At 49.7% G+C, this 20,256-nt stretch carries 14 protein-coding genes; 2 read left to right on the top strand and 12 right to left on the bottom strand.

Going from position 1 to position 20,256, the window contains the following annotated elements; all coding sequences use genetic code 11:
* Positions 1-117 precede the first annotated feature (117 nt).
* The 12 genes from QZT18_RS10695 to hrcA all read right to left on the bottom strand — a co-directional run bounded on the left by QZT18_RS10695 (position 118) and on the right by hrcA (position 18,011).
* Positions 118-1,185, bottom strand: coding sequence for an ABC transporter permease (locus tag QZT18_RS10695; RefSeq protein WP_294147625.1), 1,068 nt, complete (start codon positions 1,183-1,185; stop codon positions 118-120).
* Entirely contained in the window at positions 1,178-2,371 is a 1,194-nt protein-coding gene (locus QZT18_RS10690) for an ABC transporter permease (RefSeq protein ID WP_294147623.1), read from the bottom strand. Before QZT18_RS10690 ends, QZT18_RS10695 begins: the two co-directional genes overlap by 8 nt.
* A gap of 74 nt (positions 2,372-2,445) precedes the next feature.
* Positions 2,446-4,368 (bottom strand): zinc ribbon domain-containing protein, encoded by a 1,923-nt coding sequence (locus QZT18_RS10685; protein ID WP_294147621.1) that lies wholly within the window; start codon positions 4,366-4,368, stop codon positions 2,446-2,448.
* 184 nt (positions 4,369-4,552) lie between these two features.
* On the bottom strand, positions 4,553-5,224 hold the full coding sequence (gene ccmA, locus QZT18_RS10680; protein WP_294147620.1) for a heme ABC exporter ATP-binding protein CcmA: 672 nt from the start codon (positions 5,222-5,224) through the stop codon (positions 4,553-4,555).
* 269 nt (positions 5,225-5,493) lie between these two features.
* The gene (locus QZT18_RS10675) at positions 5,494-7,617 is read right to left on the bottom strand and encodes a polyribonucleotide nucleotidyltransferase (protein WP_294147617.1); all 2,124 of its coding nucleotides are present in this window, start codon (positions 7,615-7,617) and stop codon (positions 5,494-5,496) included.
* Positions 7,618-7,827: 210 nt separating this feature from the next.
* Complete coding sequence (gene rpsO, locus QZT18_RS10670) at positions 7,828-8,094, bottom strand: 30S ribosomal protein S15 (RefSeq protein ID WP_125140943.1); 267 nt, start codon at positions 8,092-8,094, stop codon at positions 7,828-7,830.
* Positions 8,095-8,220: 126 nt separating this feature from the next.
* Positions 8,221-9,750, bottom strand: coding sequence for a hypothetical protein (locus QZT18_RS10665; protein WP_294147614.1), 1,530 nt, complete (start codon positions 9,748-9,750; stop codon positions 8,221-8,223).
* Positions 9,751-9,821: 71 nt separating this feature from the next.
* Positions 9,822-12,260: a L,D-transpeptidase family protein gene (locus tag QZT18_RS10660; protein ID WP_294147613.1), complete on the bottom strand. Its 2,439-nt coding sequence runs from the start codon at positions 12,258-12,260 to the stop codon at positions 9,822-9,824.
* Positions 12,261-13,101: 841 nt separating this feature from the next.
* A complete protein-coding gene (gene dnaJ, locus QZT18_RS10655; RefSeq protein ID WP_294147611.1) occupies positions 13,102-14,244 on the bottom strand; it encodes a molecular chaperone DnaJ in 1,143 nt (380 codons plus the stop codon).
* Positions 14,245-14,344: 100 nt separating this feature from the next.
* Positions 14,345-16,210: a molecular chaperone DnaK gene (gene dnaK / locus QZT18_RS10650; RefSeq protein ID WP_294147608.1), complete on the bottom strand. Its 1,866-nt coding sequence runs from the start codon at positions 16,208-16,210 to the stop codon at positions 14,345-14,347.
* Between the two features lie 116 nt (positions 16,211-16,326).
* Complete coding sequence (gene grpE, locus QZT18_RS10645) at positions 16,327-16,959, bottom strand: nucleotide exchange factor GrpE (protein ID WP_366925854.1); 633 nt, start codon at positions 16,957-16,959, stop codon at positions 16,327-16,329.
* An 8-nt stretch (positions 16,960-16,967) separates the two neighbouring features.
* Positions 16,968-18,011, bottom strand: a complete 1,044-nt coding sequence (gene hrcA, locus QZT18_RS10640) for a heat-inducible transcriptional repressor HrcA (RefSeq protein ID WP_294147628.1) — start codon at positions 18,009-18,011, stop codon at positions 16,968-16,970.
* Positions 18,012-18,417: 406 nt separating this feature from the next.
* Here hrcA and QZT18_RS10635 point away from each other — a divergent pair, with 406 nt between their 5' ends.
* Together QZT18_RS10635 and QZT18_RS10630 are read left to right on the top strand one after the other, a co-directional pair.
* A complete protein-coding gene (locus QZT18_RS10635; protein WP_294147606.1) occupies positions 18,418-19,206 on the top strand; it encodes a 3D domain-containing protein in 789 nt (262 codons plus the stop codon).
* A gap of 309 nt (positions 19,207-19,515) precedes the next feature.
* Complete coding sequence (locus tag QZT18_RS10630; RefSeq protein ID WP_294147604.1) at positions 19,516-20,067, top strand: TetR/AcrR family transcriptional regulator; 552 nt, start codon at positions 19,516-19,518, stop codon at positions 20,065-20,067.
* Positions 20,068-20,256: the final 189 nt, after the last annotated feature.

Here is a 20,256-nt window from a genome sequence, read left to right as displayed (position 1 = left end):
TTTTCTCCTGGATTCCCCCTCACCACACCCTACAAACCGGGACTGAAGACTCATACACACCCTCCCACTCCCCCGTCCGCCATCTTACAGAGGCGTCCTCGCATCTCAACTAAATCCTCACATAATAAGATAATAGTACGGCAGGAAAAACCGCCTCAACACCCCTAATACCGGTACAAAAACCGACAAATCCGCAAACACCGGGCACACAATCAGGCTGCCTAGGATAAAGAACGGGATCAGCCCGGCTATGATCAGCGGACTTTTCACGATGACCAGCAGCAGATAGGAAAAGAGCAGCACCAATATTCCGTACAGGAAAAGCGATACCAACTCCCGCCCTGCCGTGCGCAGGCTGCCCGAAAGAGCCAGACAGGCATAAGCGGAAAGGCATGACAGCAAAACCGGGGCTGCGAGCTGTACCAGCATGCAGCCTCTTTTTCTGCCTGCCGTCATGGAGGAATACAGTCCTCTCGTCTCGTCCTCACCGGCCGTTACGGCTGCGGCAAGGCCCATGACAAAGATGAAAACTGCGCAGATGCCTCTTACGGGAAATACGGCCGTTACCGCATTTTCCCTGATCGCTCCCGCTCCGGCCGTCCTGTATTCGAATGCAAATGTGCTTCCGTTTTCCAGGTACTGATCGTAAAGAGGTTCCAGCTCCTTCCACACAAGCTCCGGTTCCATGTCCCCCCGGCCTTCCGCCCTGGCGGTCTCAAATGCAGTGCCCGTGCGGGCATACTCTTCTAAAAGCTCTCTTCCGAAAATATCAAACAGCCCGGCAAATACCACCTCCGAGGAAAGCTTGTCGGCCACGGTGGAGGGCGATACATAGAGTCTTACCGAACGCTTATATTTACCGTCCCTTAGAAGCTCCCTGAAACCGGCTGGAAATGAATAACCGCACTCCGCTTTCTTGGATGCCACATCGTCCTGCAGTTCTTTCAGTGTTTCACACTGGTAAAATTCAAAGGAATGATCTCCTTCTGTCAGTGTCTCCGCTATCTCCTGATTCCATTCGTCCCCGTCTGTGAAAAGTGCAATTGCGATTTTTCCCGAGCTCTTTTCCTCCGCCCGGTGGAACATCCACATCCCGGCCGGAAGGACCAGAAGCAGAATCAGGAAAAATGCTTTTTTAAGCTGCCTTTTGCAGGATAGAAGGAACCATAAAAAAAGTTTATTCATAATCATATTCCTTCCTTCTCACTACTGCAGACAACCCGAATACTGCCGCTTCCATCAGAATCAGTTTTAGAACCGGCATAATTCCGTCGCCGTTCACCATCCACCTGACGCCGTCAAACAGGAAGGAAACGGGCATCCATTTGCCCAGCCTGCCGACTGCCTCCGGTAAAAATACGGCCGGGATAATTCCGCCAGAAATGAATATCATCACCGCCGTGGAAAAGAACAAGAGCAGAATCGCCGCCGTCGTGTTCCCGCACAGTTCATAGATAAACAGAATCCAGCCTGCCGCCGCAAGGCATACAAAAAACCAGCCGCAGAATGCCGTTACGGCACTGCCGAGATAGCCCTTTTTCAGCATGAAAAGCAGCGGAATCAGCGATGCAAGGAGAAGAAGCATGGTCAGGGACGCCGTCCGCACGGCCGTCCTTTTTACTCTTCCAATCCCGCAGAGAGCCAGTTTCTGCTCCACCGAAATCTTATAGGGCCTTACGATGGGCGCCGCCGGGATTCCCAGCAGCAGAAGGATCAGGACCGAGGCCGATATGCCGTAAAATACTACGGTTGACACATCACCGGATGCACTGACTTTCTCAGTCCTGAAATATGCCTCTCTCACCAGTGCATAACGCATGAAAATTGTATTTAAATCTTTCTCCGCCTGTCCGATAGAGCTTTCCATCTGATGGTTAATCAGAAGATCGTCCGTCGCATAGATAGCGGCCTGCGCCGTGCTTAAGATGGAAGTTCCCGCCTCGGTCAGCTCCCTGAATATCGCTCCCTCCAGACCTGCATTCTCCGGAAACGTAATGGTAACCGGAATATTGCTTCCGTCCATGATTCCCTCTAAAAGCCCCTGCGGAAGTTCCATCAGGGCAAAGATCTCCCCGCGGTTTAAAAGCTTACTTCCTTCCTCACCGTCCACATAGACAAATTCGCAGAGACTCCCCACACTGTCCAGAGACGCCACCATATTCATGGCCATCGATGCCAGCCTGTCGTTCTCGGGCACCACGACCCCCACATGAATCTTCCCGACTGCCTGTTCCCCATACAGCATCTTACTTGCAGAAAAAGCAATTGTGCCAGCCAGTAACACCAGCACAATTGCTCCTGCAAGAAAATATGGGATACTTTTTAACGTCCTCTTCAATTCCAGTTTAAAATATGTCAAAAATGTACGCATATAGTTCCTTTTATCTTATTGACAGCGGTGAAAGCCGTAAGACCGGACCCTCACCGCCTGTGGCTCTGCCCTGCCTACTGATAGAATTTCATCATCAGGCTGAACGCATTGCCCATAATTTCAGTGGATACATTGTTGTAATCATCCTCGGTAGCCGCAAGAATGTCAAACTTGTCGCCTGCCGGAGCTTCTACCGTCTGCTCCAGAGGACCGGCGGTATATTTGCCTGACAGTTCAATATACTCGTTTGTTCCTGTAATCATCGGTGATTCCAGTTTTAAGGAAGACATCTCCAGATTGAAGGACTCTCCCTTTACCAGATCGGTGAACATACCGGTTGAGGTAATTGTAATCTGGCTGTCTTCTCCACTCAGGAAATCAAGAGAGATATTGTAGTCTTTCGTCTCCGCATTGTAATCGCCTGTGTAGACAAAGCCGTAGGACTCTGTTCCATTGCCCATGGTTCCCTTCAGAGTACCTGCCCATACTTTATCTTTCTCGTATGTACCTGTCTTGTCTGCGGAAATTGTGACAACTTCACCGTCATCCGACTCGATGTTGAGCACTGCGTTTACGTTGGACATCATGCTGTAACCGCCGCCGAATGATACGTCGCCGTAAAGCTTAACATTCTCATCCTCAATCACTGCGGTTGTTTCATAGGTGAATCCGGCCATCTTGCCGTCTTTTCTTACATATACATCCATTGTGAGATCACCCATGGACTCTTTTAACTGTGCAATCACGGCGTCAAGCTGTGTCTCGGCCTCGGTCCAGAGCTGCTGCTGCATCTCCTCGCCTGTCTGTGCATAAGGATTGGACATCATGACCATGGTTCCCTGAAGCTCGTTCATCAGATTCATATACTCAATAAAATCATTCTTCAGTGTCTCATCATTCAGGAAGAAATCTTTTGTTGTTGTGACAAACTGAACCAGGGCGTCTTTTGTGATCGTGGTGTGATATCCGTCACAGTTTACTTCCTTACCGTCGATGGTGAACGATTTCTTATCTGCTTTCTCCACCGTCATGGCGGCCTTCAGATCATCGATTGCCTTGCTGCCTTCTTTATAACGTTTCCAGAGTTCCTGAATATTAAATAATTCCGTATCACCGGATGCCAGTTCCGTACATTTTGCAAGGTAATTGTTAAGACCCGTCAGATCCATACCGGCTTCACTTAAGATAGGTCCTACGTATGGGGAGTTTGCAACCTGTCCTTCCAGATCATCGGCATAATTGAGTGAAAATGCCTTGGAAGACAGTTCCGGAATGGCCATGATCATTTCTTTCTGATCCAGGTAAATTTCCAGGTTTGCCAGGTTCATATCGGCATAGCCTAAGCCCATGGCAACAAACATCTTATTGTTCTCAACGTCATTGAGAGTTGTAAATCCGATTTTTCCTGATACAAGCTGATTCAGGGTTTCATCGGAAGAGCCTTCCACGGTCATTTCCATATTAACTTCGCTGGATTCCTTGTTCAGCTTCTCTCCCATTGCGGTTAAACCGAAAATTTCTTCGGCCGGATTGGTCTGGCCCTCGGCCACAATGCTCTTGAACGCTCCAATTACAACGTCTTTTGGATTCTTCTGTGATGTCATCGCAAACACGCCGGCTGCAATGGCGATTACAGCCAGAATTGCAACGGGAAGGATCCATTTTTTCTTGCTCTTCGGCTCTCCGCCTTCCGGTGCAGGCGCTGCTCCTGCCTGTGCCGTCTCTGCCGGGACAGCCTGCTGTGCCTCTGCCGTCTCCGCCGGTGCGGCCGTCTCTTCTGCCGGAGTTTCTTCCGTCTTTACTTCTTCATTCTGTTTATCTGCGTCTGCTGCAGGCTCTGCTGTAGCCTGGCCGTCGGTCTCTTCGCAGGAAGTATCTTCCTGAACACCATTCTCTGCCTGTGGTTCTGCTGCCGGTGTATCATTCAATGATTTTCCACAAAATACACAGAATTGGCTGTCATCATTGATTTCCTGGTTGCAATGCGGGCATTTCATATTTTTCTCCTCCATTTTTCTTATTTTTTCAAATAATTAACACATTAAGTATAGCACAACTTTAACAAAGAACCACTAGAAGTACAAATTTTGTAAGATTTTGTCTATAATCTTAAGATTTTTATTGAGTGGCAATGAAAAGTTCGCGAAGCGTGCTTTTCGTTGTTTTAGAGCGTGTTTGTCTCTAGAACAGCTCAACCAGCTCCCCGGCCGATATTTTTTCCGATACCGGCATCAAAGTTCCGCTCTTCATCACATGAAGCTGCGTGCACACGGACAGTTCCCCTATCTCATGGGAAGTCAGTATCACGGTGCCGCCTCGTTTCAGATAATTTCGGATATAGGTAAGTATCTCTTCTTTTGCACCCAGGTCCAGGGCCGCTCCCGGCTCATCCATGATCAGAAGAGACGCCTGATTGGAAAGCGCGGAGGCGATACTGAGCCTTTTCTTCTGGCCGCCCGAAAGTTTCCCGGCCGGTGTGTCCAGAAATTCCGAGAGACGTAAGAATTTACCGACGCCCTCTTCCAGATCGCGTTCCATCTCCTTTTTATCCCCTTTAAACCACAGCCTGTAATTATCCCGCGCCGTCAGCTCCGGTATCAGCGGGTTATCCTGCGGCACATATGCGGCATTTCTCTCAAACACTTTTCTGTTTCCCACCGCTTCCACGCCGTCGAAAAGGATGCTCCCCCTATCCGGCTGGTTCACTCCCGCCAGTATGGACAGAAGCGTCGTCTTGCCGCAGCCGTTTCCGCCCGCGATACCGATACACTGTCCCGGCTCTGCTTTCAGTGAGATTCCGTTCAGTATCTGTTTCTTTTTATAATGTTTAAATATTTCCCGTACTTCCAGCATAGTCATTCTCCTGTCTCAAGTGATGTGTATGTCGTTTTGTAACCGTAAAGGTACTGCATCATTATGTCGTTTCGTGATAGTACAAAGAGTTCCGCTTGCGGAACTCTTGCGCTGCCGCGCGGTTGCTTCTGCAACCATTTACCTCTGCGCGGCATGTGCATCCTCGCGGAGCATTTTTGATTCATAGGACGTAATTTCCTATGAATTAAAGAAAGCTGCTGCAAAAACCCGGTGGTTCCGTTCTGCAGCAGCTTTTCTATTCCTGGAAATTATTCCGCTTTATCTTCTTTTTTGTCAGCCTTTGGAGCCAGATCGCCCGGTTTCATGCTGAGGTTGATTCTTCCCATCTTGTCAACTTCAATTACCTTAACGGTAACTTCGTCGCCGATGTTTACAACATCTTCCACTTTTCCGACTCTCTTATCGGACAGCTTGGAAATGTGGACCATACCGTCTTTGTTCGGTGCCAGCTCTACGAAAGCGCCGAAGTTCATGATACGGACAACGGTTCCCTTCATAACCTGGCCAGGTTCGATCTCTGTGACAATGCTCTTAATAATATGAAGAGCTTTATCAATCATCTCTTTGTCTGTACCGCAAACGGAAACGGTTCCTTCGTCGTTAATGTCAATCTTTACGCCGGTCTGCTCGATAATCTTGTTGATTACCTTGCCCTGCTTGCCGACTACATCGCCAATCTTCTGAGGATCGATGGAAATCTGCTCGATCTTTGGAGCGTATTTGCTTAATTCTTTTCTCGGCTCGGCAATGACAGGTTTCATTACATCGTCAAGGATATGAAGTCTTGCTTCCCTTGTCTTGGCAATGGCTTCCTCGATAATCGGGCGTGTCAGTCCGTGGATCTTAATATCCATCTGGATAGCAGTGATACCCTTATGAGTACCGCCTACCTTAAAGTCCATATCGCCGAAGAAATCTTCCAGACCCTGGATATCGGTTAAAACAACATAATCGTCGTCTGTATCGCCTGTTACGAGTCCGCAGGAAATACCGGCTACCGGTGCCTTAATCGGAACGCCTGCCGCCATCAGGGACAGTGTGGAAGCACAGATACTTGCCTGGGATGTGGAACCGTTGGATTCCATCGTCTCGGATACGGTACGGATTGCGTATGGGAATTCCTCTTCGCTTGGAAGTACCGGAAGAAGAGCTCTCTCTGCCAGCGCGCCATGGCCGATTTCACGGCGTCCCGGTCCTCTGGACGGTTTGGTCTCGCCTACGGAGTAGGACGGGAAGTTGTAATGGTGCATATATCTCTTTAATTTCTCGTTCTCATCAAGTCCGTCTAACTTCTGCTGCTCGGAAAGAGGAGCCAGAGTACAGATATTTAAAATCTGAGTCTGTCCACGTGTAAACATACCGGAACCGTGTACTCTCGGGAGCATGTCAATCTCTGCTGCAAGGCGGCGGATCTGTGTAAGTTCACGGCCGTCGGGACGCTTGTGATCTTTTAAAATCATCTTGCGGACCGTCTTCTTCTGGTACTGGTAAACAGCCTCACCCAGAACTTCAAGCCACTCTTCGTTGTCGGCAAATGCCTCTTCCAGACGGGCTGTGATAGCTTTGATGTTAGCCTCACGTTTCTGCTTCTCGTCTGTAAATACGGCCTCTTCCATCTCTGCCGGAGGAACGATCTCTTTGATTGCCTCAAAAAGCTCTGCCGGAACTGCGCAGCTCTCATAAGTGTGTTTTTCTTTGCCGCACTCCGCAACGATTGTATCGATAAATTTGATAATTTCCTGGTTTACTTCATGAGCCTTGAAAATAGCCTTGATCATGATGTCTTCCGGAACCTCATTGGCTCCTGCCTCGATCATGATGACTTTCTCTCTGGTGGAAGCCACCGTAAGAGCCATATCGGAAACCTTCTTCTGTAAATTGGTCGGGTTTACGATCAGTTCGCCGTCGATCATTCCAATCTGGGTTGTTGCACATGGGCCGTCGAACGGGATGTCGGAAATGCAGGTTGCAATTGCGGAACCCAGCATTGCCGTGTACTCCGGGCTGCAGTCCGGATCTACGGACAGAACCAGGTTGTTCAGCGTTACGTCGTTTCTGTAATCCTTCGGAAACAGAGGACGCATCGGACGGTCGATAACACGTGATGTCAGCACGGAATTCTCGGATGCCTTACCCTCACGCTTATTGAATCCTCCCGGGATCTTGCCTACGGAATATAATTTCTCCTCAAACTCTACGCTCAGAGGGAAGAAATCGATGCCCTCCCTTGGCTTGTCGGAGGATGTTGCTGTTGATAATACGGTTGTCTCACCGTAATGCATAAATGCTGCTCCATTTGCCTGTGCAGCTACTCTGCCGACGTCAACTGTCAGTGTACGTCCGGCTAATTCCATTGAAAAACTCTTATACATTTCGTATCTCCTTTTCTAAAATAATAAACCTCTTCATTCATTGCGGTTGTTTTGCAGAAGATACCGAAACTACTGATCTACACGCAATTTTTCTTACTGTTTACTTTATGAACAGTAACAATTTTTTTCCTTTGTGTGCACATCAGCGGTCTCGGATAAGTTCTTCCACATAAACAACTAGGGTGGATTGCTCCACCCTAAATTCTGTCATTACTTTCTGATGCCTAATTTTTCAATTAAAGCACGGTATCCTTCCAGATCTGTCTTCTTTAAGTAATCAAGAAGACCACGTCTCTGTCCAACCATCTTTAAAAGGCCACGTCTGGAATGATGATCCTTCTGATTAACCTTTAAATGCTCTGTCAGCTCAGTGATCCTTGCTGTTAAAATAGCGATCTGAACTTCTGGTGAACCTGTGTCTCCAGCTTTTCTTCCGTATTCTGCGATAATGGCAGCTTTCTTTTCCTTTGAAATCATTGTGATTTCCTCCTTAAATTAGAATATTCTCACCAGGTGCCAGGCTTATGTCAGGAGTCTTCAAAAAACCGGGCAGCGGCGTATTTCATACCGATTCAGTATAGCACAATCTTTTTTTAATGTAAACTATTTTTTTATTTCAAATGTATCCGAAATTGCGAAGCGGAGTCCTTCCTCGGGAGCCACCTGGATTTCCAGTTTATAGGTGCCTTCCCCTCTCGTCTCAAACGCGCCTTTCCATGGCACGGTCAGCTCTTTTTCCTGCCCTTCCAGGCGGTCGCTGACACCGCAGAATCCGGCAATACTCTCCAGCATGACCCAGGAATCGCCTTCTTTTTTATAGAAAATCGGCGAGAGGATGTAATCAATCGTCTTTCCCGTGTCGTTTTCCAGTGTAAAGGTAAGGGCCTGATCCTCTTCGGTGTGGACGCTGTCGTTCATCCTGATCCGTATCTGATCTCCGTAACGGTTCCAGCCGTCTATCGTGCTGAACAGTTTCCAGACTGCATCGAGACTGTTCTCCTTAAGTGTTCCAAACCAGGAGGTGCCGGCGACGCAGCTTTCCCCCTGCTGGCCGATGTGCATGGTCTGCACCGTACCATCCTGTCCGGTCAGGGTCAGCGTTCCGGCATAGTTTCCCGTCGGGCTTGAAAGAAAATCATTCTGCGGGGTGACATTCTGAAGGATCTCCTGCAGCCGCTCGATGTCCTCCCTGTTGCCCAGCGTCTCTTCCCTGAGCTCCCCGTGGATATCAATCGAGAGGGCCGCTTTTACAAAGGAGGAAAGTTCCGGCGCGCCGCTTTCGTATCCGCACCGTTCTTCGGCAAGTTCCACCATCTCCTGCGTAGCAGGGGGAACGGAATCCGTCCAGAGTTTCTGCACATCCTCCCTGCTCTCACAAAGAAGCAGCGTTCCGGCCGTTCCCTCTTCCACACCGGCCTGTGTACCGGCCTTTAGTACGGCATATTCGTCCTGTGTGACCGCGATGTATTCAATGACGGGGATTGTGCCCTTTACCATATAGACTCTGAGAAACGGCGTACCCTGCGGCATAACGAGCGTATTGCCCCGTTTTGCCACATCCAGCATGTAACGGATGCCCTTTTCTCCCGTATGCAGCACATCGTAAAGCTCCGACAGATCACTGCCGTCCCGGCCGGACTTCTCCATCAGGATAAACTGGCCGTCAAAGAACTGGCTCGTAACGTATTCGGAGGGAGGGCCGTCACTCCGGCAGCTCATCCCTTCTAGAGGATTTTCCTCCATCAGGCTGACTCCGGCTATATATTCCCATCCCGACGCCGACTTTCTACCGGAAAAAACGTAGCTGTTCCAGAACTTCGACGCCGCATTTTTCACCTCTTCCTCCGGTACGTCGGAAAAGCTTTCCCCCGGGAACTGGCTTTCAACTGCCTTTGTCATATCCTCCAGAAGCTTTCGTTTCTCCGCCATCACTTCCTGCGGCACATCCGCTGCCTCTCCCGGCTGCAGCAGGTTTTCCGCTGATGCCGGACTGCTCTCCTCCGGTGCCGGACCGTTCTCCGTTAGCGCGGTAGTCTCTTCTTTCGGGCTGTCCGGCGATACGCATCCTGAAAGCGCCGACAGCGCTGCGGCAGTTAATACTGCCGCAATTACCCTGCTTTTCTTATTTTTCATGAATCTTTGACCTTCTTTATCATTTGTCTGTAAACGTTATGTTCATTGCTGCATCTATCGTATTTACTGCCCTATCCGATTTCAGAACCGGGGCCCGAGGCTCCGCCGTGGTTGCCGGTATCCGAACCGGGGCCGGCCGGCGCCATTGTCTCCGGAGGCAGTGTCGGCGCTTCCGTAGGCGGTGTCACAGGCACTGCTTCGGTCGGGACTTCCACAGGCGGCTGCGTCGGGACCACCGCCTGTGTCGGCGGCGGGGTCACAGCGCTTGTGCCCTTCTCCGTTCCGGCCAGATTATAACAGATAACCGGAATGCCGGATGATATATTTTCGTAGATCTTCTTTGCCACGCTGTGGGGCAGGTTGATACAGCCATGGGATCCGCCCGTCTTATAGATGGTTCCGCCGAAAGTTCCGCGCCATGTGGCGTCGTGCATGCCGATGCCTCCGTTAAACGGCATCCAGTAATCAACCGGCGTCCTGTAATTCTCACCTTTCAGGACGGCATTCCTCTGCTTGTAATTAAGCGGATACGTTCCGGCCGGCGTTCCCCATCCCTTTGAGAGATTACCGGAAACAAAGTCGGAATCCACAACAAGGTTTCCATCCTTATAGAAATACAGATGCTGGGCGGTCAGGTTGATCTCCACATAGGTATTGCCGTAGTCATTCTCTCCCCGGCTGGCGGCTTTTTGGGAATAAACAGGCTCCCTTTCCTGGCTCTGCCCGGACTGTAAGAGATTGACCAGCTCTACTGTCTCCTCCGACTGGTTGATCTTCCAGCCGTAAGTGCCTCCTTTCACCTGAATCGTCTGGTCATAGGAGGTTTTAAAATTCTTTGCTTTATTCGAAGTGTTGTAAGCCGCAGCCAGTTCGGCCACGTATCCCGCCGCCTGTGCGGCATCGACGGTGATATTACCCGCCTCATCCGTAATCAGCCACTCATGGGTTCTGTCCCCGTTTAACACCTCTGTCTTATCACCGAATTTATATGTAATGGTCGTTGACACGAAACGGTTCATCGTGTCGACACGCTCTTTGAGGGTGGCGTCATCCTGTTTTATCTCAGGTTCTTTGTAAGCTCCCGCTTCCTCAAGTGACAATCTATCCTTTAAATTGATAATGGAATCGGCCAGGCTGCTTTTCAGGACATCTTCAAGGACAACCGTGCCATCCGTCTCAGGAATGATACTGTAACCCTGGCCTGGGATATAATCGGAAACAGACGCGTTTTCCGGTTCCTTTATGATCGCGGGATCCATGCATTCCAGTCCCTGCGCCGCCTGAGTGAGCGCTTCCTCATCGTATTCAATCATCGTACTGATGGTATACTCGGCCGGGTTAAGCTGATAGCTCAGCCAGGCATAGGGATTCTGTGTTGTGACGATCTGCTCCAGCGTACCGTCAAACTTGGACTGAAGCCCGATTTCCTCCCCTGTGATCTGCTCCTCTTTTCCCTCACGCTCTTCGATCGTCAGGATATAATGATTGATACCGCCGGAAATCATCTCCTTGACTTCCGCTACGGTGCGTCCCGAGGCGTCCAGACCATTGATCTTCGTATTCGGGAAAAATACCCGCTTATACTTCTGCGCCATGCCGGCATAAATGCCGCCGCCTGCCAGAATCACTGCGGCCAGGGCACAGGCTGCGATTACCGCCGTCTTTTTCCCTTTTCCGCCCTTTTTACCGTCTCCGCCTCCCGCGGTGACTGCGGCCTCCGCCTTTCCGGCTTCGGTTTTTGAAGAGCGTTTCGTCTCCGGCGGCGTCTGCTGTTTCTCATCGGCGCCCTTCTTCTCAGAACCCTTCTTACGGCTTCTGGCACGGCTCCGGCCCCTTCCGGTGCGTTCCTCCCGGTGGCCGTCTCCGCCCTGATAGCCGTATTCCCCGCCATCGTACAGTGTGGCAGCCGTTTCCCCGGCCGCTGCTTCCGGCGTCTCCTCTATGTCGGGTATATCTGCTGTTTTCAGCGATTCTCTTCTTTCTGGTGCTTTCGTTTTATCAGATACTTCCGCTGTTTCAGCGGCTTCCGTTTTATCAGACACCTCTACCGTATCGGGCGCTTCCGCTGTTTCAGGCTCTGTCTCTCTTCCAGACGCTGCCGCTCTTTCAGGCATTGCCTCTCTTCCAGGCGCTGTCTCTCTTTCAAACATTGCCTCCCTTTCAGGCATTTTCTCCATGCGCGGTCTTCTTGCCGTGTCCGGGATGCTCATATCCGCTTCCAGCTTAGCCTCGGCCTCGCGTTTCTCCTCCAGAGCCGCCTGGAGGGCTGCTTCCGCTTCCCTCTTTGCTTCCAGGGCTGCCTGAAGTTTCGCCTCAGCCTTCAGCTTCTCTTCCAAGGCTGCCTGAAGCTGCATGTCGGCCTCAACTTCCATATCCTGTTCAATCACAGCTTCGCCGGGTACCAGTTCCCCCTGCGCTTCCTCTATCTCCATCATTGACCCATCAGCCCGGAAACCTGTATTCAGGCCGTCATTCTCCCTGTCTGCCGCGGTCTTTTTCATATCTGCCATCTGACCTTATCTCCCTCTCTGATCCAAAAACTGTTAAATAAATTTTGACGGTGTCAGCCATTGTCTAATTGTATAGAAGAAATTATAGGAAGTCAACTTACGAAAGTTTACCATTTTATTAAGGGAGGGGGGGGGATGAAAAACCCGGACGCGGGAGGCAGGGCGGGGCGGGAGGAAGATTCCGTGATTTTTCTGGCTGCGACAAATCGAGGCCTATGGCCGCAGCTATCATACAGGTATAATACCGGTCTGCTATCTGCGGCCATAGGCCTCGATTTGTCTCCGCACGAAAAACACTGGAATTCTTCCACCCGCCCCACCCTGCCTCCCGCTGTTTGTCCTCTTTTTCATAGGGGGGAGGGGGATCGTCGTTGGAGTTGAGGATATGGCATGATAGGGTGTAAAAGGCTAAAAAACAAATGGTTATCAAGCTGACCTACTAATTCCCGGAACTGCAGCCATCATACTCCCTCACTCACTCCATCCCCGCCCCATAAAAAATTTTGGGCTGTCACGATGGCGGATACTGTCGATCCCTTTCCTGCGGAGCGGGGGACAGGAGTCCCTGGCGGGGCGTTGGGTGGGAGGAGGTGGCTCTTAGGCGCAGAAAGACGGACGGCACCGGGCGTAATTTGCTCATCAGGAGCAGATTACGGGACAACTGAGCTTGGAATTCATCAGGAATTCAAAGCGAAATTGTCCGGAACCCCGGTGCTGTCCGTCTTTCTGTGGCTTAGAGGCAGCCCTCGGAGCCCGCAGCCGCGCCAGGGACTCCTGTCCCCCGCTCCGCCCGCGATCCCGTTGCCTCAGTATCCACTATCTTAATCAGCAAAACATTTTCTTATTTAAACAGCCCTTTTTTCTTCGGCTTCTCCCCATCCGGCGTCACGCCGTTCATGGCGTCGTCGAACCGTTTGAGCGCCTCTTTCTGGGCCTCGTTCATTCTCTCCGGAACCTGTACGACTAAGGTTACGAAATGATCTCCCCTGATATTTCTGTTTCTCAGGGACGGCACGCCTTTTCCTTTTAAGCGCACCTTGGTATCTGTCTGGGTACCCGATTTTACCTCGTACTCCACTTCTCCGTCCACGGTCTTGATCCGAATCGGACCGCCTAAGGCCGCTTTTGCGAAGGAGATCGGTACGGTGGAGAAGATGCTTGTATCCTGACGCTTGAAAATCGGATGCGGGGATACGATTACTTCTACCAGCAAATCACCTCTCTCGCCGCCATTGAGGCCCGGCTCACCGTTGCCGCGGTCGCGCAGGCTCTGGCCGTTGTCAATACCGGCCGGGATGGTAACTTTGATTTTCTTTCTCTTTGTAACAAAGCCGGTGCCGTAGCAGTCCGGACATTTCTCTTTAATGATTTTTCCTGTTCCGCCGCAGTCAGGACATGTCTGGACATTCTGAATCTGTCCGAAGAAGGACTGCTGCGTGTACATGATCTTTCCTTTACCGTTACATTTTGCACATGTCTGCGGCTGGGTTCCCGGTTTGGCTCCGGTACCGTGACACTGGTCACAGACTTCCTTGAGATTTAAATCCAGCTCTTTTTCACAGCCGAAAATTGCTTCCTCAAAGGTGATGCGCACGCTGGTGCGCACGTTGGCTCCGCGCATCGGGCCGTTGCTGCTGCCGCGGCTGCTTCTTCCGCCGCCGAATAAATCGCCGAAGATATCGCCGAAAATATCGCCCATATCCGCGCCGTTAAAATCAAATCCACCGAAGCCGCCGGCTCCGCCTGCCCCTCCGTCAAATGCCGCATGGCCAAACTGGTCATACTGTCTTCTTTTCTCCGGATCACTTAATACGCTGTAGGCCTCCGATGCCTCTTTAAATTTGTCTGCCGCAGCCTGATCGCCCGGATTTGCATCAGGATGGTATTTTTTAGCCAGTGCTCTGTATGCTTTCTTAAGGGCTGCGTCATCGGCATCCCTGGACACGCCTAAGACTTCATAGTAATCTCTCTTACTCTCTGCCATGTCAAGTCTTCCTCTCCTAAACACCCGTAAAGGGGCTTGGGCTCTGCCCAATCCCCGCTACGTGTTTTTTATCATTACTGTCAGCTTATCAGAAATTATATTACACTTCTTTGAAGTCTCCGTCAACTACATTGTCATCATGCGGTGCGCCTGCGCCCATGTCCGGACCTGCCTGCGGGCCGCCCTGTGCTCCTGCAGCTCCCTGTGCCTGCTCGTAAACCTTTGTGAACAGAGCCTGTGCACTTGCCATCAGTTTCTCTTTGCCTGCTTTAATTTCTTCCACCTGAGCATCCGTCATCTGATCAACCGGGGCTTTGTTGATAGCTTCTTTCAGGGCATTTAAGTCAGCCTCTACGGCTGCTTTGTCGTTTGCATCGATCTTGTCGCCAACCTCTTCCAGGGCTTTCTCGGTCTGGAATACCATGGAATCGGCGTCATTTCTTGCGTCAATTGCCTCTTTTCTCTTCTTATCCTGTGCCTCATACTCGGCTGCTTCTTTTACAGCTTTGTCGATATCGTTATCCGACATGTTGGAGCCGGATGTAATTGTAATATGCTGCTCTTTTCCTGTTCCCAGGTCTTTTGCAGATACGTTAACAATACCGTTGGCATCGATATCAAAGGTAACTTCAATCTGCGGAACGCCTCTTCTTGCCGGAAGAATGCCGTCCAGACGGAAGGTTCCCAGTGTCTTGTTGTCTTTTGCGAACTGTCTCTCACCCTGTACTACATGGATGTCTACCGCGGTCTGGTTATCGGCTGCCGTGGAGAAAATCTGGCTCTTCTTTGTAGGAATCGTCGTATTTCTCTCAATCAGTCTTGTAGCAACTCCGCCCATTGTCTCGATGGAGAGGGAAAGTGGAGTTACATCCAGAAGGAGGATATCCCCTGCGCCTGCGTCTCCGGCCAGCTTGCCACCCTGGATAGCCGCGCCAATGGCAACACACTCATCCGGGTTTAATGACTTGCTCGGCTCATGGCCTGTCAGCTGTTTTACCTTCTCCTGTGCGGAAAGCATACGTGTGGAACCGCCTACCAGAAGAACCTTGCCCAGTTCGGATGCCGTGATTCCCGCATCTTTTAATGCGTTCTGTACCGGGATTGCCGTTCTTTCAATTAAATCTCTTGTCAGTTCATCGAATTTAGCCCTTGTCAGGTTCATATCAAGATGTTTCGGGCCTTCGCTTGTAGCTGTGATGAACGGAAGGTTGATGTTGGTTGTCGTTGCGGAAGAAAGTTCTTTTTTCGCCTTCTCGGCAGCTTCTTTCAGTCTCTGGAGAGCCATCTTGTCTGCCGACAGGTCTACTCCCTCTGTTTTTTTGAATTCGTCAATCAGCCACTGTGTTACTCTGTTATCAAAGTCGTCACCGCCCAGACGTGTGTCGCCGTTGGTGGCAAGAACTTCGATAACGCCGTCGCCGATTTCGATGATGGAAACATCGAATGTACCGCCGCCCAGGTCGTATACCATGATCTTCTGCTCTTTTTCATTGTCCAGGCCGTATGCCAGGGCTGCCGCCGTCGGCTCGTTGATGATACGTTTTACATCCAGACCGGCGATCTTACCTGCATCTTTTGTTGCCTGGCGCTGGGCATCGTTGAAATATGCAGGAACCGTGATAACTGCTTCGGTTACTTTTTCTCCCAGATAAGCCTCTGCGTCTGCTTTCAGCTTCTGGAGAATCATTGCGGAAATTTCCTGCGGTGTATATTTCTTGTCGTCGATTGATACTCTGTAGTCGGTACCCACATGTCTTTTAATAGAAGAAATTGTCTTCTCGGCGTTGGTAACCGCCTGACGTTTTGCAGGCTCACCTACCAGTCTCTCACCTGTCTTTGTGAATGCCACTACGGACGGGGTTGTTCTTACGCCTTCTGTATTGGCGATAACAACCGGTTTACCGCCTTCCATTACTGCTACACAGCTATTTGTTGTACCTAAGTCAATACCGATAATCTTGCTCATAGTTTTTTTCCTCCTGAAAATTGTCTTTTAAATTTTATTTACTATTATCCGTTATTACCCTGTTTCCTGTTTTTTAACTCTGATTGCTTTTAAGTTAACTGCTTTTCAAGCACGCTCTAGTTCGCCACTTTTACCATGCTGTGTCTTACCACACTTTCGCGGTAGAGATAACCTTTCTGGAATTCCTCGGTGATTTCATTCTCCCCGTAGTTTTCATCGTCCACGTGCATAACCGCATTGTGGAAATTCGGGTCAAACGGCCGGCCTACGGCTTCGATTGGTTTTACCCCTGCCTCTTCCAGTGTTTTTAAAAGCTGCTTATATATCATATCCATTCCCTCGGCGAATGCTGACTTCGTCTCCGCCTCCGGTATGGCTGCAAGCCCTCTCTCAAAATTGTCTACAACCGGGAGGATTCGTTCCACAATATCCTTTGCCCCGATTTCGTACATGGCCGCTTTCTCTTTCTCCGTTCTCTTACGGAAATTATCAAACTCCGCCATTGTACGCTTCAGACGGTCGGTCAGATCCTCGATCTGCTCATCCTTCTTGTCTTTCTTTTTGGAGAAAAAACCTTTCTTCTCCGTATTCTTTTCTTTGGCGCTCTCTTCCGCCTCCGCCGTCTCACAGTCTTCCTGTGCTCCGGCGCTCTGGGCTTCCACCGTCTCCCTGCCGTTTCCGTCGGCCGCTTTTACTTCTGCTTCTTCTGCGGCTTCATTTTTTTCTATATCTTTCATCTCTTCGCTCACTTCGCAACTCACCTTTCTTCATTTTTAAAAGTATCTTCCAACTGGTTCATCAGCGATCGAAGGGTAGATACCACTTTTTCGTAGTCCATCCGTTTCGGCCCGATGATGCCGATTGTTCCGCGGAGTCCGTCTCCCAGAACGTAATTGGCCGTCACAACGCTGCAGTCCTGCATGGACTGGACCGGAGTCTCATTGCCGATGTACACCTGAATTTCGTTCTTCCCGCTGTCCTCCTCCGAATCCGTAAAAAGGTTTTTCAGAAGTTCCTTCTGTTCCAGCGTACTGATTAACTGGCTGGCCTTCTGGCCGTCGCTCAGTTCCGGGTACTTGAAAATGTTCGTCGTCCCCTCGGTGTATATCTGAAGATCCTCCTCGTTGGCCCTGATTGCATCGGCAACCTCATTTAACACGAGATCCACCACCTGGCGCCTGTCTCCGGCCTGTTCCTTCATCTTGCTGATGACATCGAGGTTAATCTGTTCAATGGTCAGCCCGTTGAGGCTGTTATTCAGCAAAATGTTCAGGTTTAAAATATCGTCGTCATTCAGTTCAGCGTCCAGGCGGACAATGGAGTTCTTAATAATGTTGCCCTCCAGAACCGTCACTATCAGGAGTTTTCCTGCTTCCACCCTGGAAAGCTGTATAAATTTAAGTTTCGTGTGATGATACTGGGGACCGCTTATCATCGTCGCGTAGTTCGTATTCACCGCCAGAAGCTTCGCAAGCTGCTTCAGCAGAAGCTCCACTCTGTCCACGCGCTGGATAACCAGCTCCTGCATCTCAGTAACTTCATTTTCCTTCTCCTTCATCAACTGGTCTACGTAGAACCTGTAGCCCTTGTCTGAAGGTATCCTGCCCGCCGAAGTGTGGGGCTGGACAATGAATCCCAGTTCTTCCAGATCCGACATCTCGTTTCTTATGGTCGCCGAGCTTAACTGCAGGTCGGAATATTTGGAAATCGTCCTGGAACCAACCGGCTCCCCCGTTTCCAGATAGGTCTGGATTATTGCTTTTAATATCTTAACCTTTCTTTCATCCAGTTCCATCTGCATACATCCTTTCTCAGTTTCCATCTTCCCGGAAGGAAGTCTGGATTTTCATTTATTAGCACTCAACCTGCGAGAGTGCTAACATCTACAATTGATACTATATTACTTCACCCTCTTTTTGTCAACCCGTTTTTCTATATTTTTTTGAATTTTATTCATTTTTTATTTTCCCCGGCTTTTTCATGCTCCACTCGCATTTTCTCTACCATATAGAGTGTAAAACGGGCCGCCCGCTCCCAAGAATTTGTTCTTTATATTGTCACAAAATGATGCTAAAAAAGCCTTTTTATCAAGCCCTTTACGGCCTCAAAACGCTGTTTATCTTGACTTTTAATAATTTTGTAATATAATAATAATACATCATAATATTTGTGAAAAACAAAATACAAACCGGATTGCGAGGAAAATCATGATAACAAGATTACGCCATGGATTTGCCGTAGCAGCGTTGTCCATCGTCTGTATGCTTATGGGTGTGTTTACATCTTTCGCCGCCAATTCAAACGGCGAGCTGGATCCGATTAACGGTTCCGTCATAAGCGGATGGGCAGTTGATACCGATAATCCTGACAAAAGTGCATCAGTGGTTCTCTATGTTTACACAGACGGAACGACCGAGGCGAAGGAACTTGCCAGAGTGACAGCAGACCAATACCGTAGCGATTTAAAAGATAGCCTGGGGAACGGCAATCACGCATTTTCTTACACTGTGAATTGGGACAGCCTGGAGGGATCATCCTTTATTATAGAAGGATACGTTGAAACCGCTTCGGGAAAGAACAGAATTTACGGTTCTCCCCAGTACAGTAAGAAAGAAACGGCAAAGGCCGATGTGAAGTCAACATCTAACGGCCCGGCAGGAGATAACGGTACTCCGGCTCCGGCTTCATCTGCAAAGGGAACGAAGGGAGCTTACCTCGGTAAATTCCAGACGACTGCATACTGCAACTGTTCCCAGTGCTGCTCGGGAGGCCACAAGCTGACCTATTCGGGAACCGTCCCGACGGCAAACCACACTATCTCGGCAGACATCAACCGTTATCCTATCGGCACAAAGCTGATGATTGGAGATACCGTCTACACGGTGGAGGACATTGGAACCAACGTGGTCGACAACAAACTTGACATCTACTTTGACACACACCAGCAGGCTCTGGACTACGGACTGAAAACCGTTGACGTGTATGCGGTAGACTAAGGGACTTTATTACAACTGAATAAGCACCGTAATACATAACTGATTTTTATCTGGTATTAGGAAGAAGCGCCGTGACAATGTGATTTGTCGCGGCGCTTCTTTTAATATCATAGAAAAGTGTTCCTATAATATTACCCCCTCCAATATTACCCCCTCGGGGCAGGATGCGCACCCGCGCGGAGATGTCATATTACGCTATGCGTCCGCTCTATGCGCGGGCGGACGGACGGCTTCTCTCTTGACATCTCTCTTTAAAAAGCGTAAAATAACGTTTGTTACATAACTATCATTATTTAAAGGAGTGATTTTATGCCGCCCAAAGTGAAAGCAGATCGAGATTCTATTTTAAACGCCGCATTGAAAGTTGCAGAGGACGAAGGACTTTCAGCCATCACCGCCCAAAGCGTGTCATCCGTATTAGGTATGTCCGTTGCCCCATTGTTCCGGGAATTCCGGACCGTTGAGGAGCTGCGGACGGCGGCAGTAGAAAAAATCATTCTCTTCCATTCTCAATACCTGAAAGAATATCCCCCTGAGGAATCGGCGTTTTTAACGTATGGACTCGCCTACATCCACTTCGCCCGTGAATATCCGCACCTGTTTGAAACAATAATGCAGCCCCGCCGTTCCGGCCTGAATGAACAGAAATCCGTTCTGCCCGCATTTGTAGTAAATTGTTTAGCCGATGAGGGCGCTCTTAATTCTGAAGACGCAAAGGAACTGCTGTTTCATATTTGGATTTACACTCACGGTCTTGCCTGCCTCGCTTATAACGGCAGCCTTGCCCTTACAAAAGAGGAAGAGAAAACACTGCTTGTCACTGCATTTCAGGCATTTTTGAAACATCACAATAAAGGATAGCGAAAGGAGCCTCCATGAAAAAAAGCTCATACACTCTAATTCAGGTATGCACAATCGGACTGTTTGCAGCACTGTGCCTTCTGGCTCCGCCGGTTATTTCCTACCCGCTTATAATACTTTTACTTATCAGAATTTTTATCTTTCTGCGGCCTCTAAAGGGTGAAACCATACGGAGTTTTCAAAATTCCG

The sequence above is a fragment of the uncultured Clostridium sp. genome, from assembly GCF_900547735.1.
Classification (GTDB): Bacteria; Bacillota; Clostridia; order Lachnospirales; family Lachnospiraceae; genus Otoolea.
Note: the sequence above shows the minus strand (reverse complement) of the source record. Positions and strands in the feature narration are given on the sequence as shown.

Coding starts and splice junctions, on each gene's coding strand:
- QZT18_RS10695 (WP_294147625.1), bottom strand. CDS start 1,185: ATGAATAAACTTTTTTTATGGTTCCTTCTATCCTGCAAAAGGCAGCTT.
- QZT18_RS10690 (WP_294147623.1), bottom strand. CDS start 2,371: ATGCGTACATTTTTGACATATTTTAAACTGGAATTGAAGAGGACGTTA.
- QZT18_RS10685 (WP_294147621.1), bottom strand. CDS start 4,368: ATGAAATGCCCGCATTGCAACCAGGAAATCAATGATGACAGCCAATTC.
- ccmA (WP_294147620.1), bottom strand. CDS start 5,224: ATGCTGGAAGTACGGGAAATATTTAAACATTATAAAAAGAAACAGATA.
- QZT18_RS10675 (WP_294147617.1), bottom strand. CDS start 7,617: ATGTATAAGAGTTTTTCAATGGAATTAGCCGGACGTACACTGACAGTT.
- rpsO (WP_125140943.1), bottom strand. CDS start 8,094: ATGATTTCAAAGGAAAAGAAAGCTGCCATTATCGCAGAATACGGAAGA.
- QZT18_RS10665 (WP_294147614.1), bottom strand. CDS start 9,750: ATGAAAAATAAGAAAAGCAGGGTAATTGCGGCAGTATTAACTGCCGCA.
- QZT18_RS10660 (WP_294147613.1), bottom strand. CDS start 12,260: ATGGCAGATATGAAAAAGACCGCGGCAGACAGGGAGAATGACGGCCTG.
- dnaJ (WP_294147611.1), bottom strand. CDS start 14,244: ATGGCAGAGAGTAAGAGAGATTACTATGAAGTCTTAGGCGTGTCCAGG.
- dnaK (WP_294147608.1), bottom strand. CDS start 16,210: ATGAGCAAGATTATCGGTATTGACTTAGGTACAACAAATAGCTGTGTA.
- hrcA (WP_294147628.1), bottom strand. CDS start 18,011: ATGCAGATGGAACTGGATGAAAGAAAGGTTAAGATATTAAAAGCAATA.
- QZT18_RS10635 (WP_294147606.1), top strand. CDS start 18,418: ATGATAACAAGATTACGCCATGGATTTGCCGTAGCAGCGTTGTCCATC.
- QZT18_RS10630 (WP_294147604.1), top strand. CDS start 19,516: ATGCCGCCCAAAGTGAAAGCAGATCGAGATTCTATTTTAAACGCCGCA.